The following is an 18639-nucleotide window of genomic DNA, read 5'->3' on the forward strand; positions in this document are numbered from 1 at the left end:
ACTATGAGGTTGATAGGCTGGAGGTGTAAGTGCAGCAATGCATTCAGCTGACCAGTACTAATAAATTGAACGGTTTAATAGTGGATTCTATAGAGATTTATCTAAAATTGCGATATTCAGTTTTCAGAGAACAAAAAAAAGCCAAATTTCGGCTTTTATTTTTTTATTTTAAAATCAAGATCAAAATTGTTTTCAATTTGTTTGAATTCAATTCCATACGCTGCAAATATTTTTTGTGAAGCAATAAAATCTTCAGAATCACATTTATATGCAATTGAATAATACACCTTTGAAATTTTTGATTGAACAATCAATTTAGCGCAATGATAGCATGGTGAATGCGTTACAAAAATACTTGAACCTGGCATAATTTTTGAACTTGTTAAATTTGCATTTATAATTGCATTTGCTTCTGCATGAACAACATAAGTGTATTTTGAATTAAGCACATCATTATCAGCAGCGGGCCTTTCTCAAGTAAATAATTCATCATTATTGACTTCTTTGTTTTCGTAACTAGTTGGCATGCCGTTATATCCTAATGAAATAACATAATTATCTGGGCTAACAATGCATGCTCCAACCTTTGTTGTTGGATCTTTTGATCGCATTGCGCTAAGTTTAGCTAGCGCCATAAAATATACATCTCATTTTATATTATCTTTATTTGGGTTAAAAATGATTTTTTTAGTCTCTAAATTCATATAATTAATTTTATCATAAAAAAATAAAATGAAAATGGGCTCCGCGGATCCCACTTTCGATTATTCAGTGAAGTAAGCTTATTAAGCTCTGATAAGACATTAACTATGTTAATCCACCTCAACATGGAGATGAATTAATATCATTATACACCATTTTAGCGATTGCTAGACAAATTTATTTATAATTAGTTGTATGAAAATAGAAAATCAAAATTGAATTAACGAGAAACAAGTTAAATGGTATTCTGCCAAAACTAATATTTTAATTTTTACGCTCGGGCTTTTACTTTTATTAACTGACATTATTATCTTATTTCATTATTTTAACATTCATGGTATACAACCATTAATAAAACAATATAGTGATCCACAAATTAAAAATTTAATCGGACAAAATAATTTTTATCCCAACGCAATTGCAGCAATGTGAAGACATGCTGGAACATTTACAATGATTAGTAATATTGTTTTAGCTGTAGCAATGATTTCATATGCTGTTTTTCCAAAACAATCTAAAACAAAATACTTCTATTTCTTCGCATGTGTTAACATCACAATAACATTTTTAATATATTGAACATTAATATTTTTTGTTTCACTTAAAGCAGGAATTTGAAAAAATTTATCAGCTGCAATTCCGAGTTTTGTTTTACACGCCATAAATCCTGCAATAGGAATTGGCATCCTAATTTGACAACGGAAGAAAATAACACTAACAAATAAAAATATTTGATTGACGAATGTATTTGTTTTAATGTATTTTTTTGGTGCAATGATTACATTTTTTATCGCACAACCAATTTTAGAACTAAAAAAGATTGATAATCCATACGTTAATTACGGCACAGTTGTATATAGCTTTTTAAATTTTAAAGAACCGATGTTTTATAAAGGCAGCAAACTAGGAATTGTAATTGTACTTGACATTTTAATGTTTGCGCTCGGAGCACTATTAGCACCTGTATTGGCATATTTTTGGAAAGGTGTTTTAAGAATAAAAAATCCTAATAAAAATCATGTTATTGAAACAAATGAAACCCAAAAAGTATAATAAATTAATCTTATTGCAAAAATTTATTGCATGATAAAAATGCTTAAAATTTAGATAAAAAATGGTTTTTTTGAGCGAAAAACATTCAAAAAGCCGTTTTTTTATTGCCTAAAAATGAAAAATGTGTAAAATATTATGTGTAATACAAAGAGAGAAACAAAATGAACGAAAATTTAAGATTACAAACAAACTTAGATAAGTCATTTGCACCAGCATGAGCTGGAATTTTCTCTATTGAAATTATTAACTTCATTGATATGAAAAATATTAATGCTGACATGTATATGTGCCACGCAATTAATACAATCAAGGGAGATAATAATGCTACAAAATCATTTAATTTTTAATTTTAATAATAACAAAACACTTCATAAAGCATGAATTATGGCTTTTAGAGGTTCATAAAATTTTAATTATTGTATATTGCAAAAATTTATTAATAAAAGCCAAACTTTCAATGAAAAATAAAATTTCAAATTACAAGTAAAAATTAAGTCAAAAATTACTTATTTTATATATAAATTAACTTAAAAGGAGCTATAAATATCAAAATAATTTATAATTATTTTTGTATATTTATAAGCAATTTAAAAAACCAATTAAATTTTTAAAAAAATATACTTTTATAATTAGGAGTAAAAAAATAATGAAAAAGAAATCAAAACTCTGACTATTGGGAGCAGTTAGCCTAGCTAGTGTAGTAACCCCTGGTGTTGCTGTACTTTCTGGTGCATGTACTGTACCCGCATGAAAAAAACAACAATATGTTTTTGAATTTAACTCAACAATTGATAACCAAGCATTTAGATATGACTCTTCACGTTCATTTGGAAGTTATTTAGAAACTTCAACAATTCAACATACAGGTGGAGAATTTGTTAGATTACAAGGTTTAACAGAAGTTAAAACTAAATCTATTGTTGATTCGCAAGGTAACATTCAAATTATTACTATTCAACCTAACTTTGTTAGATATAAATTAGAATTGGCACAAGCAATTATTCTAACTGATGAATCTAACAATGTTCACGTTTTTGACTCAGATGAAACTGATGGCACAAGACCTGAAGCTGAATCTACTGCTACTGATGGAACAAAATACTATAAAGAATCAACTGTTAAATTAACATCAAGTAACGAAAAATCAATTAATAGCGCTAAATTCAGAGAAATATTGGCAAAAGCTAAAAAATTCCAAGTAGTAATTAGAAAAGGAATTAATTGAGTTGATTCAAACGGTCAAAAAACTAAATATCAATTAGTTGCGCGCGACTATTGATATTCATGATTAAGAACTGTTTCACTTAATGAAAGCTATAGACATGCAAACGGCGGTTCAAAAGAATTAGATGAAAAATTCAAATTATTAGGTGGCAAAAACACTACAGCATTTACTGATGTTGAAGATTTTCAAAACGAATATCTATATGGATTGTTTGGAATTGATTCATCTAAATTTTATAAAGAAAATGAATTTATTCAAAAAGTAGGCGGTGCTTCACAATATAAAGAAGATCAAGCCTTAACATTTGAAAAAGCTACAGGCAGTGCTAAAGCTGAATTTGCATCATTCTTTGCAAAATTATTTTCAGGTAATGACTATACATTTATGCCAGCACCATCACAATTTATTGATGAACTAAATGAATCTGGAAATCCTATTATTGCAAATAACCTTGGTGAAGATGTTCCTGCTTCTTTAAGAAAAGAATTCATTGATGAACTTGCAAAAATTGGCAAAGATAAAATTCAATACTTTACTGGAGCATACTGATATGGTGTTTCGCCAAGAACTCTATTGCATGTTGGTCCATATTACTTAGAATCAGCTAAAAATCAAAAAGTAACATTACGTAAAAACCAACATTATTGAGATAAAACTTGAACAGAAGCCAAAGATACAATTAATACAATTATTTTCCAACACCAATCAGCAGCTATGGATGCCAAATTATTTACTGATACAATGTTTAACAAATTTGAACAAGGCACTTTATCACAATTAGCATATCAATCACTTTCAGAAACTCAAAAACAAAGAGTATCAAAGAATCCTGGCAAATATGGTTTGCGTTTAGCTAAAACATTAAATACTAAATCGCCATTTTATAGAATGTTTACTACTCCATGAGTTGCATCAGGAAATGCGAATTATGGATTTAATGATGCCTATGCAAAATTAATGTGAGGCGCAACAGTTGAAGAAATTAGAAAAGGCGAAATGAATGCTGATTCATATGTTTCAGGTTTAGGTTTAAGTTTTAGATCAATTTTAAATGCTGCAATTAACTGAGATACATATGCCGGAATTATTTCCTCAAATCAATCTGAGGCTTGAGTTGCTAAAATTGCCAATGGGTCTGAAATTGGCGGAAGCAATCAAAGTACAAGTTCAATAAAAACACCTGAAGATGTTAAAGACCAAATTAACGCATTATCTGCTATAGGTGTCGACGGTAAAAAAATTGACTTTGGTGGTACTTTAGGTAAAGAATTAAGCCCCTCAGAAAATGCAGAAGCAATCAAAAATAAATCATCAACAGCTGACAAATTAAAATCAGCAGGGTTCAACAAATTAAAAGAAGAAATAGCTAAAGTTATCGAAAAATTTGATCAAGAAAATCCTACATTAAAAAATCAAAACTTCGAAATTCAATATTTCTTTCCATTTGTTAATGCCCCAGATTTATACATCAATGGTTGAAAAGAAATTGCAAAAGTAGTCGAAGAATTAAATCCAAGAATTAAATTAACTGTTAAATACTTTACAAATGGTGATGACAAAGAATTTGATAACTGAAGATTTAACGCTCTAAATGGTGAACAAAATCTTGCTTGAAGTTACGACTATGACGGTATAGGCTCTGGATTTGACGGATTATCATGAGGTGGTTTATTAATCCCTACATTGGTGAAAATTTCAAAAATTTCAAGTCAAGATTTTAAAGATTCATTCCCAGAATTATCTAAATTAGCAAAAGAATTAATTGATTATGAAAATACCCATAAAACCATATTTTCAGTTCCATTTAATGAATTAGATTTAGTAAGTACAAAATGAATGAATCGTAACTTTTCAGCAATAATTAGTGGATATAAACTAAAAAAAGTTGGCGATAAATATGAAGCTGAAACAAAAGAAGTTGAAATTGATGGCAAAAAGAAAACTGTATTAGTACAATTTGATCCTGGAACAGGCAAGTCCGCAACAGATCCTTATGAATGAAGTGGAAAATTCTGATTAAATTACAATAAGGCGCATACAAACGAAGATTTAGCTAAATTAATACAAGAATTTGCATCGTTTACAAACATAAACTTTACATATGGAATTACTAAGTCTAAATCTCCTTATGCAAAGAAATTAGTTAACAATCACTATGTAACACCAGATATTACTGGTTATGAATACACTCAATATGTCGATTGAAGAATAACTGGATTAAAAAAATAATATAAAAAATGTTTAAATACATACGTCAAAGAATAGCTTTCGCTATTCTTACGTTATTTATTATCTCATTTTTCGTATACATTTTAATTGCTGCATTTGGCCCTAATCCGGTTCAACAACTAGCAGTTAAAGAATACGAAAGATTAAAGACAAGTGGAAAAACATTTAACGAAGTTTTGCAAAACTTAGAAATACAAAATGGCCTTCGTTATGTTTTATCTGACGGAACACCTGGTGCGAAAATTCCCATAATCGTAAGATATTTTAGATATATTGGAGGAATTTTCCGTGGTGATTTCGGATTTGTTATTAATCCAAGTAATAACCCTGACCCATCGTCATATAAAACAATGGGACAATTATTCTTCAAACCATTAAAATATACATTGTTAATTACTTTTCCAACTTTTATAGCAAGTTCAATTATCGGAATATCAATAGGCGTATTTGCTGGCTATAAACGCGGGAAATTCTTCGATAGTGCTTCAAACTTATTTGCTTTAATATTTATTGCTGTTCCCTCATTTATTATTGCGCCTATTGCTATTGCTATTGCGCTCTCATTAGGCGTATCAGCAGTTGTTCCCCGTCCTGGCGATCAACCCTTTTTAGCAACATTTATAGCTTACTTACCACCAATTATTGTTATGACTCTTTCGTCGCTGGCTGCTTATGTTACTTATACACGTAATCAAGTAGTTACTGTTTTAACTTCAAATTATGTTTTAATAGCTAAAACAAAAGGTTTAAGTAGCAGACAAATATTTTTTAAATATGTACTAAGAAATATTTCTATTCCTTTATTTAGTTTAATATTTGGATCATTTATTGGACTTTTATCAGGTTCTATTATTATTGAAAAATACTGACAAGTCCCAGGAACATCAAGCGTCATAGTTAGTGCTTTCCCTAGTGGAGAAATTAATGTTGTAATGTTTTCAACTCTATTCTTCACACTAGTTTCACTAATTGCTGAAATTATTATTGATGTTTCGTTTGCAATATTAGATCCAAAAATTACCTATGTATCTAATAGCAAAAAAAATTACTTACTATTTTTAAGAGCATATAAAGAAAGAAAGAAAATCACAAGAGATTACTTTGTTAAAAATCTTTTAACCAAATATCATCTATCAATAGAAGGGAAAACCTTAACTAATGGAAACGCAACTGACAACAAAGTTCAATAAAACTTATAAAATAAACACTGATTTAGCAAGCAAATTTAACTTTGTTGCTGAAAAAGATAAGATTCAAGCATCTTCTATTGCTGGTAAGCCTAAAAAGATGTGAATTGAGGTTATAAAAAGATTTTTTACAAATCCTATTGTTATTGCATCATTAATAGTTTTTGTTGCAATTATCTTATGCTCGCTAATTATTCCTGCAACTTCTGATTTTAAACCAAATGCTAAAATCACCCCTTCTGATTATGTTCGTTCATTGCCTCCTTTTTATAAAAGTTTCATAACAAAAATAGTTGCCCCAGATAGTCCAGAAAATAATCTATATCAAAACATTTTGAATCAATCCGCTCTTGACCCTCAATACGCTCAATGGCTAAAATTTTTTACCGATTCATTTAGCCGTGAGATTACTCCTGATGGAGAATACTTAATTAAATATAATGCATTCAACTTAGTTATTGCAGCCAAATTGAATGAATTGATTAACGACGCTAAGTTAGCCGGAAAATCATTAACTGATGCGGATGTTATTGCAATAATTGCAAAAGAAACAAAAGTATATTCAAAAGTATTATTAGGAACTTCAAGTACAGGGTATGACATTTGAGTTACCACTTGATACGCAACGTGAAGAGCTGTTAAAATCGCTTTGATTGTTGTTTTATTGGAAGGCGTTATTGGTATTTCAATTGGTGCCTTTTTAGGTTTTAAAGCCGGAAAATTAGTTGATACAATCGCAATGCGTATTATTGAGATATTTATGTCACCGCCAACATTGATTTGAATTTTACTATTCGTTTCAATTATTGGTGCAAAAGAGTGAGCATTAATTTTAGCACTGACAGTTGTTGGATGACCTGGATTTGTAGGATTAACGAGAATGTTTATAATCACTGTTAAAGATGAAGAATATATAACTGCTTCAAAAGCAATTGGTGCTTCAACTGCTCGTTCAGTGTTTGTTCATGCATTACCCGCCATTATTGGAAAAATTGCAAATAGCTTGGTTAAAGCAGTACCTGGAGTTATTTTATGAATTGCCTCACTTGCCTTTCTAGGCTTTTTCAAGGAAGATGGCGAAATTAACTTAGGACAAATGTTAATTGAGGCCTCATCTGAACGTGGCTCGAATATTTGAATTATTTTATTACCAACATTAATTTTGTTATTTTTATCATTGTCATTGAATTTTATTGCATTAGGTGTACACGATGCACTTGATCCTAAAGTTATGAGTAGAGGAAGGAAATAATCAATATGAAATTAGAAAAAAAAATAAAAAGTAATGTTGAATTAACATCCGCCAATGACTCTAAATCAAAAATAAAACTCGCAAAAAAAACTCCTAAAGTAAAAAAACCAAAATTGTCAAAAACTGATACCCTTAAACTAAAAAGAGAAACTGCATTAAAAGACATATTTGTTAAACCTCTAGAAAATAACAAAATTCTTGAAGTTCGAAATTTGCATGTTAGTTTTTCTCAAGGTAGAAAGAAAAGCATTCATATTGTTCGTGGTGTCGATCTTGATGTTTATCGTGGACAAATTGTAGGTTTGGTTGGTGAATCTGGTTCCGGAAAATCTGTAACTTCAAAAACGTTAATCAATGTTAATGAAAGCGGAATTATTTCTGCTGATAAAATTCAAATTAATGATTTAGAATTAACAAAAATTAAACATCCTAAATTATGGGAACATGTTAGAGGTCAAAAAATCGGATATATTCCTCAAGACCCTTTAACAAGTTTAAATCCCACTAGAAAAATTGGCGATCAACTATTAGATGCTTTAAATAATAACTCTGATTGAACCAACAGACTATATGTAGATAAAAAAGAATATTTAATTGACCTTTTGAAAACCTTTGGATTGCGTGAAGCTGAAAAAATCTTTAAAGCCTATCCACACACTTTATCAGGTGGAATGAAACAAAGAATTGTTATCACAATGGTTGTTGCTTTAAAACCTGATTTAATAATTGCAGATGAGCCTACTACAGCATTAGACCCAACTGTACAAGCTAGTGTTTTGGCATTATTTGAAGATATTAGACAAAAAATGGGTATTTCAATTATTTTAATTAGCCACAACATTTCTGTTATCGCTAAATTCTGTGATTACATATATGTTATGTATGCTGGCAGAATCGTTGAAAGAGGCTTAAAAGAAGAAATTTTTACTGCTCCTGCTCATCCTTATACTTGAGCTTTAATTAGCGCTATTCCCGAATTAAAAGAAGAAAAATTATATAACATTAAAGGTACTCCACCAGATATGGCAAACTTGCCATTAGGAGATCCTTTTGCACCTCGTAATGATTATGCTTTAGAAATTGATTTTCTAAAAGAACCACCATTAATCCCAATCACTGAAACTCATGCTGCTGCAACTTGACTTTTAAGTCCTAATGCACCAAAAGTTACCTTATCAAAAGAATTAGTTAAACGTTTAGAATTATTTAAGAAGGCATTTAGTAATGAATAAAAATTTTGAAGATAAAAAAGTTATTCTTTCAATTGATAACTTAAAAAAATATTTCGTTAATCAAGGCTTTATTAATAAAGCTGTTGATGGCGTTTCTTTTGATGTACACGAAGGTGAAATAGTTGGATTAATTGGCGAATCGGGCTCAGGAAAAACTACGGTAGGTCGCACAATTTTAAGATTATATGACGACTATAATGGTTTTGTTAGATTAGATGACAAAATTATTTCTGGAAAGAGAATCAGTTTCGGTTTAAATAAATACTTACGTAAAAATGTTCAAATGATTTTTCAAGACCCACATGCATCATTAAACGGCCAACAAAACGTATATACAATTTTAAAAGAACCTCTAAAAGTTAACCATATAATGAAAAGCAAAATTGCTGATATTTTTAAAGATTGAATGGAAGTTAAAAAAGCATTCAAATATACTTTTCAAATCGAAGCAATGAAATTAGAATTGCAAAACTATAAAGAAATCAACCGTTTAGCAGAACCTTTGTTTACAAAATGAGTAAAATCTTTTGAAGAATTAAAATTAGACCCCGAATTGAGCAAAGAAGATAATTTTACATTATTTTTTGGTTACCTTGAAGAACGTCAACACGTTGAAAGTGCAATTATCAATAATATGTACTCAAATACAGCTAAATTAATTGAGTTTTATTACGATAAGCAAGCAAAATATCGTAATAATGAGTTAACAAAACCAGAACTAAATTATGAAGCTGCCAAAAGAACATTAAAAAAACAAAAGCAATTAAGTAAAATTTCATTAAACAAATATAATGCCTTGGCTGATTATAAAGAGGCTATTGCAGAATTAAAATCATTCTATCGCATGTTAGCTGATTTGCGAAATGAAAATAATAATACTTTTATTAATTTTATAAACGAAAACAAAAAAGAATCTAGTTTGATTAATATTGCTCGTTTGACAGCTGAAAATCTTGATTTTTATATTTATAATTTAAAAAACGAATTGCTATTTAAAAAACGTGCTCAAATATTTAAACAAATTTGATATCAATGTCATCATTTAAAATTTGAGCAAATCAAAAAACTTTCACTATCAATAGATGAATACAGTAAAAATTTTTATAGCCAATTTTTGGAGTCAATTACTTTTGAAAGTATTTTTGATGAAGTTTCTGCTCCTTTAACACTAGAATTGCAAAACAAACAATCAGAACTAAAGCTTCTTGAAAAACAAGTTAATGAAGACAATCCTAAATTACTTTCAATAAAAAAAGAAATTGCACAATTAAGCAAAAAAATTGTCAATTTAAAAAATAAGAACTTTTCATCTGTAATTAGAAAAAAAATCGTAAATATTTTAAACAATGAATTTAAGTTTGATTTTTTTGAATATAAAAAATTATCATCTCAACAAGAAAGTCAAAAAAATGCCAAATTGGCCAAATTGCATAGTAAATTGCAAAATATTATGGGCAGAATAGCTTCTGGTTCGCAAGAAAAGCCAGAGAATACAGCTGCACAATTACAAATTCATGAAAATGATTTAGCAAAAGCAACAGAAGAATATTTTGTTGCCCGTTCAGAAATGTTAGTTTCATATAAAGCAAAAATTGAAGAATTATATAGCCAAATTTCAAAAGAAAAAGCTCAATATAAGTATCTAGTTTCACTTCAAACAAAATGCAACGCTAGTTATGAGGAATTTAAATCGTTATTTTACAAATTTTTAGAAAATCAAACCGCAGAAGCAAATGCAATTTTAGAAAGTAAAATTGAACAAATATTAGCAAACGCTAAAAACAAAACTTCTGAAGAAAATGATAAAAAATCTAAAAATAAATTATCTGATTTGACTAAAAAAGAAATTAATTCACTTAAAGATAAAATTGATAAAAATAACAAAACCTTGCAACTTAATAAAAAAATGTATAAATCTGATTTAACTTTGAAAGAAGACACAATTAAATCATTTAACATTGAGAAACATTATTTGCAAAAAGATATTAAAAGTATTTACATTTTGCTAGGAATTGATCACAAGTGAGTCGAATCTAATTTAAAAATTAATGATGATGACACTCCAAATGATGCAAAACATTCAAAATGAAAAAAGACATACAATTTCTTTAACTCTAAAATTTCATTTCCAATTGCAAAATCCCTTATTTCAAGCCTATTATATAAAACAACAATATATAAATCGCTTGAAGATGTTGGGTTGCTAAAACAATTTGCATACCGCTATCCACACGAATTTAGTGGTGGACAATTACAAAGAATTGTTATTGCTCGTGCCTTAATTACTGAACCAAAAATTATTGTTGCTGATGAACCAATTGCTTCACTTGACATATCAATTCAAGCACAAGTTGTTAACCTATTAAAAGAATTATGCATCAACAAAAATATCGGTTTAATATTTATTGCTCACGATTTAAGTATGATTGAATATGTTGCTGATAAAGTTGAAATCATGCACTTGGGTAAAATTGTTGAAAAAGGAAAAACTGAAACAATTTACAGCAATCCTATCCATCCATATACTATTAATTTATTTAAGGCAATTCCTAAAATTTCAAACGCTAACGAAAAATTCCAAAATGTTTCATTCGCATTAGATTACTTAAGTGAACAACAATATCCAAATATTCCTGAAATTCACAAAGTAAATAATGAACATTATATTTATGGAACTAAAGAACAAGCAGATAAATGAATTGCTGAAGCAAAGCAAAACGAATAATAACGATGTGCCTTAATGAGGCACATTTTTTATAAAGTATTTTTTAATATTGATTTACTTATCATCATACAAATATTTTCAATGAAGTCAAATTTAAATAATTTTATAGATGAATTTTTAATGATATAAATCAAATTATTTTGTGATGCGTAATAAATAAATTGTTCATAGCGTGTGTAAATCAAATATTTTCAACTTAAATTGAGTATAATTTTATATTATGCATAGAAAACACAATGCTGAAATTTCAACAAATAATAATATATATATATATATATATATATTAATTTTTTTATATTTTCTTTCGCAAATATTTTTAATTTTAAGAGCGGGCAATTTGTTAAAAAATTGCCTATTTTGTCATAAAAATGAAAAAATTTGTTTTTGATAATAGCGTAATTTATCAAGAAAATTGTGAAATAGCGATAGATAATATTGAAGATAAAAGCATTAAGTTAATTTATGGCTCTCCTCCTTACCCTAATGCTAAAAGAGATTATGGAAAATGAGATGAGGATGAATACATAGATTTTATTTCTACTTTCTTAAAAAAGGCTGTAAATAAATTAAATGATGAAGGTTTTTTAGTAATCAATGTAAAAGCTAACCGGAAAAAGAAAAAAACTAATCAATGTTCTGAAAGATCTTTAATTATTGAAGAACTTATGCTTTACATTAAAAAAGAATTGGGTCTTTATTGTGTTGATATCGAAATTTGAATCAAATCTAATCCGGCACCAACAGGAATTAAATCAGCATGTATAGATGCTTACGAATATATTTTATGATTTGCTAAATCTCCTAATTGAAAAATAAATATTGATAGTATTCGAAAAAAATATTCACCTGTTTCATTAAAAATGTATAGTGAACAAATTTATAAAAAAAGAAAAAATAGTCTATATGTAACAAGAGATAAAAAGATAGAACCTAATCCAAAAGGTGCTTTACCAAAAAATAGTTTTATTGATGAATTAAAAAAAGAAATCAATTCCGATATGAACAGTTTTGTCCAAGATTATTATTCAGATTCAAACATAGTTTATGGTTCAACTTCATCTAGAAAAACTAATCACCAAGCTGTTCAACCCGAATATTTACCAAAAAAATATATATTAGCGTGCACAAATGAAAATGATCTAGTTTTAGATCCGTGATTAGGCAGTGGAACAACCGGAATAACAGCAAAAAAATTAAAACGAAGATTTATAGGATTCGAAAAAGAAAAGAAATTTGTGGATTTATCTTTAGCAAATATTAAGGAGACTAAAAATGAATAAGCCAAATTTGTCTAAATTGATATTTAAAAAATCTTATGAAAAAAATTCTGATAACTTTGTAGATGAATTTTATTCTGACTGTCTTAAAAATTCTATTTTGTATAAGAGAATTGCTGGTTATTTTAATTCTTCGATATTTAATTTAATAAAACCTGAATTAGAAATCTTTATTAAAAACCAAGGAAAAATTAGAATTATTTGTAATACAGAAATCATTAAGAATAAAGAAGATTTAGCTTCGATAGAAAAAGGATATTCTGATAGAGAAAAAACTTTGTTTAACGAAGAAATTGTGAAAATGATCAGGAATAATATTGAAAGCTCTAAATTGCTTTATTTATTAATAAAACAAAATATTCTTGATATTCAAATAATTGAAACTTGAGATTCAAAAAACAAAATTCAAAGGTTCTTACATTCGAAAATAGGTATTTTTAAAGATAATTACAATAATATTGTTGCTTTTACTGGCTCTCATAATGAAACATTTTCTGGATGATCAGAAAAAGGAAATGAAGAAAGTTTTGAAGTCTTTTGCAGCTGAAATACAAATGAAGATGAACGTTGTGATAATAAAGAAAAATATTTTGATTCATTATGAAAGAATAATGAAGACGATCAAAATGTAATACTTTACCAACCTAGTGAACTATTAGCTATTTTAGAAAAAAGTATTTATGAAATAGATAAAGAAATTGACATATCAAGAATTGAAATTTATGAACAATTACAAAAAGCAATATTTGAATTAAGTAATAAATTAATAAAAAACACAATTAACAAATGAGATTTGGAAAACTCAAGTAAAAAATTAAGACCTTATCAATTGCAAATACTTGAAAATTGAGAAGCTAATAATAGAATTGGTTTGTTTAATATGTGCACTGGTTCTGGGAAAACATTTACTTCAATTTGTGCTATAAAAGATGCTATTTATAATAAAAATGAAATTCCTTTGATACTAGTTCCTTCTAAGCTTTTAGAATTTCAATGAAAAAATGAAATTAAAAAAGCATTGGGAAATCAAATTTTAGTGTTTACAAATGATGATTTAAGCAAATATCCTAATACACTTTCTTTTTCAAAAAGACAAGATGAAAATAATAAAATGGCTTTTATTTTCACGTATAAAAAAGCATCTTCTTTAGATTTTTTAAAAAACTTTCATTGAGGAAAACACATTTTCTTAATAGCAGATGAAGTTCACAATATAGGTGCTACAAATGCTAGAAGAATTATGGAATATGAAGTTGGCGCAAAAATTGGCTTAAGCGCAACACCAATGAGAAAATATGATGAAGAAGGTTCCCAAATTATTTTAAGTTACTTTGAAAAAACTATTGAGCCTGTTTATGAAATAAGCAACGGTATTAATGATGGCGCTTTATCTCGATACAATTACTTTTTTAATAATGTTTATTTGAATGAAGCTGAAAGCGAAGAATACATATCTTTAACCAAAAGAATTGGAAGGAAAATAGCATTATTAAACAGCAAAGAAAAAATAATGGACGATTCCTCTCTACAAACCCTTCTTATTAATCGAGCAAAAATATTAAAAAAAGCTGAGCAAAAATATGAAAAAACAATAGAAATATTAAACAATGAAATTAAAAATATTCAAGATGAAAAATGGTTAATTTATTTTGAAGACAAAATAGAAATAAAAAATTTTAGGCAATTACTAAAACAAAGAAATTTTAAATATATGGATTATACATATGACTTCTATAGTGGAATGCAAAATCAAAATGAAATTAAAAACAAAATCATTGAACACTTTAGAAAAAATGGTGGAATCATTTTTTGTATTAAATGTTTAGATGAAGGTGTTGATATTCCAGAAATAAATAAAGCAATTATTATTGCTAGCAGCAAAAATCCAAGAGAATATGTCCAAAGAAGAGGAAGAATTTTAAGAAAACATACCGGTAAAAACTATGCTTATATTTATGATTTTTTAGTTTTACCATCCGCAAATATAACTAACGATATAGTTGATAGCTCATTAGAAAGCGAAATTGAAAGATTAGAAGCTTTTTCAAGAAATTCAGAAAATGGAAATATTCTTGATAAAGATATTCAATGAATAAAAAGAAGATATTTAAATATCCAGAAAGGAGAAAAATAGTATGGAACTTTCTAACAAAGAAAAAATTAAAAATATTATAGAAGAAATAGAAAAAACACTAACTAAAGACGAAGAAGAAATTCTTAAACAAATAATAGATATAGAGATAGAAGAAGAATACAATTCTGACAACGAAGGTATTGAAAAGAAAATAAAAGAATTAATTGATGAAAGGATAGATAAATAAATATGCTTAAAATAGAAAAGATTACTATCTACAATTTCAAGTCTTACTATAAAGAACAAAGTATAGATTTTCTTGATTCTAATGGTCTAACTATTATTTATGGTGAAAATGGCGCTGGAAAATCAACCATAATGGAATCAGTTAAATTTTGCTTAGGTTATCACATTAAGAAAGAACAAATTAATACTGATGTAATTGAACAAGAAGTATTGAATACTTTATCAAAACAAGAAAAAGATTACAAAATTAATGTAAAACTTAATTTAAAATGAAATGATGAATCTTATGAAATATCTAGAACATTACAAAAGCAAGATAACATATGAGAAAATGAACTAACTATAAAAAATATAAGCAACAATAATTCTTTCCTTTCAGAAGATCAATCAAAGAAATTTATTGAAAAAATCTTTCCTGAAAAAACTATTAAATTTTTCCTTTTTGATGGAGAAAATACTTTTGAAGAATATAAAAGTCTTTTATCAACAAAAATCACGCAACAAAATGTTTTAAAAACTGATATATTGAAAATTTTAGGAATAGATTCTATACAAAACGGAATTCATCACTTAAAGAAAATATTAGAAATCTATACTAAAGAAAAACAAGCATTATCCAAAAAAAGTAAACAAAATGAAGAAATTAAACGGGAAATAGAACAATTAGAAAATTCAAAAAACAATCTTAATAAACAAATAAATAACAAACAAATTGATTTAGAAAATTACAAAAAAGAAAAAGAAGAATTAAAAGAATATCTAAAAAATAATGAAGTTATTAATGATTATTTAAAGAAAATGGATGCTTTTGAAAAAAATATCAATGAGTATTCAAAAGAACAAGAAAAAGAAATCTCGAATTTACAAGAATATTTAAACAATAACAACATTTTTGCGTTTTGTAAAACAAAAATTATAAATTTGATTAAAGAAAAAAATGAAATTGAAAACAATGATTTTGCAAACTATAAACAAAAATCAAAAATAATCAATGAAATTGCTGAACTAAATTCTCTTAAAAATGCAAACGAATGTGTTCACTGTAAACGCGAAATAACTGATGAAGATAAAAGAAATTTTGATGAAAAAATAAATAACTTAAAGACAGGGCAAAATTTAAATTTTGAAAATAATGCTAAATATCATTGTTTTAAATTAATTGAAGATATAGAAAATAACATTAACAACAATTATTTTGTTAAAGATTTGAAAAATATTGAAGAAAAAATAAAACAATTAAAAAGCAAAATTCAAATTGAAAATAAAAGAAAAAATAATGAACAACAAGAAATTGAAAAATATAAATTTTCAAATGAAGATACTAACGAATACAAAAATAAGTTAAATAAATACAATTTTATTGAAGACAATATACTTACATTAGAAACTGACATAAATTTACACAAAGCACAAATAGAAGAAAAAGAAAAAGAACTTGAAGATGCTACTAAAAAACTTGAAACTGATGATGCTAACAAAGAAAAAGAAGAAAAAATATCTACAAAAATTGATTTGGTAAATAAATTAAAAGTTTGTTTAGAAAATGCTGAAAAAAAATATGCAGTGAAAATTAAAGAAAGAGTTAAGGATGATGCTAATGAAATGTTTCAAAAAATTAAAAATTTTGACAGTTACAAAGAATTATTAATTTCTGACATTTATAAAGTTTCTTTAAAAGATAAAAATGACAAAATTGTATTTTCTCCTTCTCAAGGTGAGAATGTAATTATAATCTTGTCATTAATATATGGAATTCATAAAAATTCAATAGTCAATGGAACAATTTTCTTTGATGCGCCTTTTAGTGTTCTAACAGATAATAACTCTATTAAAATATACAAACATATTTCGCAAATTTCAGATAAAGTAATTTTACTTTCTCATGAAAAAGAATACTTAAAAAATAAAGATTTTAAAGTTTTAAACGAGTATGAAATAGTTAAAGAAAAATCAAATTCAAATACTGATTTGGATATTTACAAATCTAAAATTAAAAGTTTATAAAGGAGAAAATTATGTCTGATAAAACTCAAATAGGCTTAACCGATGATAGCAATAATGCAATTCAAAAATTACTAAAAACAAAATATTTTGAACGTGGAAATGAAATTGCAATTTTCGGACTTGTATACGCAATTAAAAACGAATTATTTTCAGAAAATAATAGAGCTAAAAAAACAACTTGACATGATAGTGCAATTATGAAATTGATTAAAGACAAAAATATTAAAATTGATTTATTAACAAAAATATATCAAGTTATTTATCCTAATGATAATGATGTAAAGGATAAAATTGTTAGAATAACCGAAAACTTAATAAATAATGGTTTAGAAGATATATACATAAAATATTTAAAAGACAATACAAATCCAAATATTTATTTAACTGAAATAATAGGCGATAATGAATAATTATCATAATTTTCTATTTCAGAAAAGTCTTCAAGAAAAAGTTAATGAATATGAATTAGATAAATATTCGGATAATTCACTTATTTTTAATGTTTTGTGAAATATTTTTTTAAATCAATGCAAACTAAGTGAAGAAAAAATTTATTTAAGAAATTTTATAACCAACATTTTAGAAAAAAATACATATGATTTAAAGATTATTAACATATCAAAGTTAAAAGATAAAATTAGTGAATATTTAATTATGTCTAACGAAAGAATTTCGGACATAAAACATGAAATGCTTGAAATTTTAAATAAGATTAAAACTTTAAGAAAAAGTTACAATCACTTATGCAATCATAAAAACAACAAAAGCCTTGATTGAAATAAAATGAAAAAAGACATTGAAATTGTAAATTTCAATGATGCTTTTGATTTATATTTAAATTTTTTAATTGATAGAAATTTTCCTTTAAATGTAAGCTTTGAAAAAATATTTTTTACTTTAAATAATTGAGAACAAATTAACCAAAAAATTATTGAATTTAAATCTAAGTATGTGAATAATGAAAGGGAATTTAATTCTAACTCTGAAATAACTAATGCATTATTAAAAAGTTTAGATATTTACAATTTAAAAGACTTAACAAAATGTTCTAATGAATTTTTAGCTTTTACTTTCGAAACCAATATTGATGAGTTATTACCTGAAGAAGCTTTTTTCTGACAATATTATGAAGAAATGACAGATGAACCCATAGAAAATAACATTAATATCGATGATTTAAAAGACAATCAAAATTTTAATTATTATGATATTAATTTTATTTTCGAAGAAAGCAAAAAAGTCGATGAATGTGAATTAGATAAATATTTGGATAATTCACTTATTTTTAATATTTTGTCAAATATTTTTTTAAAACTAAGTGAAGAAAAAATTTATTTAAAAAATTTTATAACCAACATTTTAGAAAAAAATACATATGATTTAAAGATTATTAATATATCAAAGTTAAAAGATAAAATTAGTGAATATTTAAT

The 18639-nt window shown here is 26.4% G+C and carries 14 protein-coding genes and 1 rRNA gene; 14 read left to right on the forward strand and 1 reads right to left on the reverse strand.

The features are described 5' to 3' along the window. Positions 1 to 82, forward strand: a 23S ribosomal RNA gene (locus tag FJM08_RS02940); the annotation flags it as partial. Between the two features lie 73 nt (positions 83 to 155). On the opposite strand, the gene FJM08_RS08315 is transcribed toward FJM08_RS02940, so the two are convergent. After that, positions 156 to 704, reverse strand: coding sequence for a deoxycytidylate deaminase (locus FJM08_RS08315; protein WP_286241644.1), 549 nt, complete (start codon positions 702 to 704; stop codon positions 156 to 158). A gap of 193 nt (positions 705 to 897) precedes the next feature. Between FJM08_RS08315 and FJM08_RS08320 the strand changes: the two genes are divergently transcribed. The 13 genes from FJM08_RS08320 to FJM08_RS08360 form a co-directional block, all read left to right on the forward strand. After that, complete coding sequence (locus FJM08_RS08320; protein WP_140031707.1) at positions 898 to 1755, forward strand: MAGa3780 family membrane protein; 858 nt, start codon at positions 898 to 900, stop codon at positions 1753 to 1755. 161 nt (positions 1756 to 1916) lie between these two features. After that, the gene (locus FJM08_RS08325; RefSeq protein WP_140031708.1) at positions 1917 to 2102 is read left to right on the forward strand and encodes a hypothetical protein; all 186 of its coding nucleotides are present in this window, start codon (positions 1917 to 1919) and stop codon (positions 2100 to 2102) included. Between the two features lie 299 nt (positions 2103 to 2401). Next, complete coding sequence (locus FJM08_RS08330; RefSeq protein WP_140031709.1) at positions 2402 to 5209, forward strand: OppA family ABC transporter substrate-binding lipoprotein; 2808 nt, start codon at positions 2402 to 2404, stop codon at positions 5207 to 5209. 8 nt (positions 5210 to 5217) lie between these two features. Next, positions 5218 to 6399, forward strand: a complete 1182-nt coding sequence (locus FJM08_RS02965) for an ABC transporter permease (protein ID WP_140031710.1) — start codon at positions 5218 to 5220, stop codon at positions 6397 to 6399. Continuing rightward, on the forward strand, positions 6368 to 7648 hold the full coding sequence (locus FJM08_RS08335) for an ABC transporter permease (RefSeq protein ID WP_140031711.1): 1281 nt from the start codon (positions 6368 to 6370) through the stop codon (positions 7646 to 7648). The genes FJM08_RS02965 and FJM08_RS08335 overlap by 32 nt, the downstream gene beginning before the upstream one ends. Positions 7649 to 7653: 5 nt before the next feature. Then, entirely contained in the window at positions 7654 to 8880 is a 1227-nt protein-coding gene (locus FJM08_RS02975; protein ID WP_140031712.1) for an ABC transporter ATP-binding protein, read from the forward strand. Next, positions 8873 to 11605 (forward strand): ATP-binding cassette domain-containing protein, encoded by a 2733-nt coding sequence (locus tag FJM08_RS08340; protein WP_140031713.1) that lies wholly within the window; start codon positions 8873 to 8875, stop codon positions 11603 to 11605. Before FJM08_RS02975 ends, FJM08_RS08340 begins: the two co-directional genes overlap by 8 nt. 368 nt (positions 11606 to 11973) lie before the next feature. Beyond that, positions 11974 to 12885 carry a DNA-methyltransferase gene (locus FJM08_RS08345; protein WP_140031714.1) on the forward strand — a complete coding sequence of 304 codons (912 nt, stop codon included), beginning with the start codon at positions 11974 to 11976 and terminating at the stop codon, positions 12883 to 12885. After that, on the forward strand, positions 12878 to 15016 hold the full coding sequence (locus tag FJM08_RS08350) for a DEAD/DEAH box helicase family protein (protein ID WP_140031715.1): 2139 nt from the start codon (positions 12878 to 12880) through the stop codon (positions 15014 to 15016). Before FJM08_RS08345 ends, FJM08_RS08350 begins: the two co-directional genes overlap by 8 nt. A gap of 1 nt (position 15017) precedes the next feature. Then, the gene (locus FJM08_RS02995) at positions 15018 to 15203 is read left to right on the forward strand and encodes a hypothetical protein (RefSeq protein WP_140031716.1); all 186 of its coding nucleotides are present in this window, start codon (positions 15018 to 15020) and stop codon (positions 15201 to 15203) included. 2 nt (positions 15204 to 15205) lie between these two features. Continuing rightward, positions 15206 to 17206: an AAA family ATPase gene (locus FJM08_RS03000; RefSeq protein WP_140031717.1), complete on the forward strand. Its 2001-nt coding sequence runs from the start codon at positions 15206 to 15208 to the stop codon at positions 17204 to 17206. 11 nt (positions 17207 to 17217) lie between these two features. Then, positions 17218 to 17616 carry a hypothetical protein gene (locus FJM08_RS08355; protein ID WP_140031718.1) on the forward strand — a complete coding sequence of 133 codons (399 nt, stop codon included), beginning with the start codon at positions 17218 to 17220 and terminating at the stop codon, positions 17614 to 17616. Further along, on the forward strand, positions 17609 to 18639 hold a 1031-nt coding region (locus FJM08_RS08360), incomplete at its 3' end, for a hypothetical protein (RefSeq protein ID WP_140031719.1). The genes FJM08_RS08355 and FJM08_RS08360, both read left to right, overlap by 8 nt.

Source organism: Metamycoplasma equirhinis, from assembly GCF_006385185.1.
Taxonomy (GTDB): domain Bacteria; phylum Bacillota_I; class Bacilli_A; order Mycoplasmatales; family Metamycoplasmataceae; genus Metamycoplasma; species Metamycoplasma equirhinis.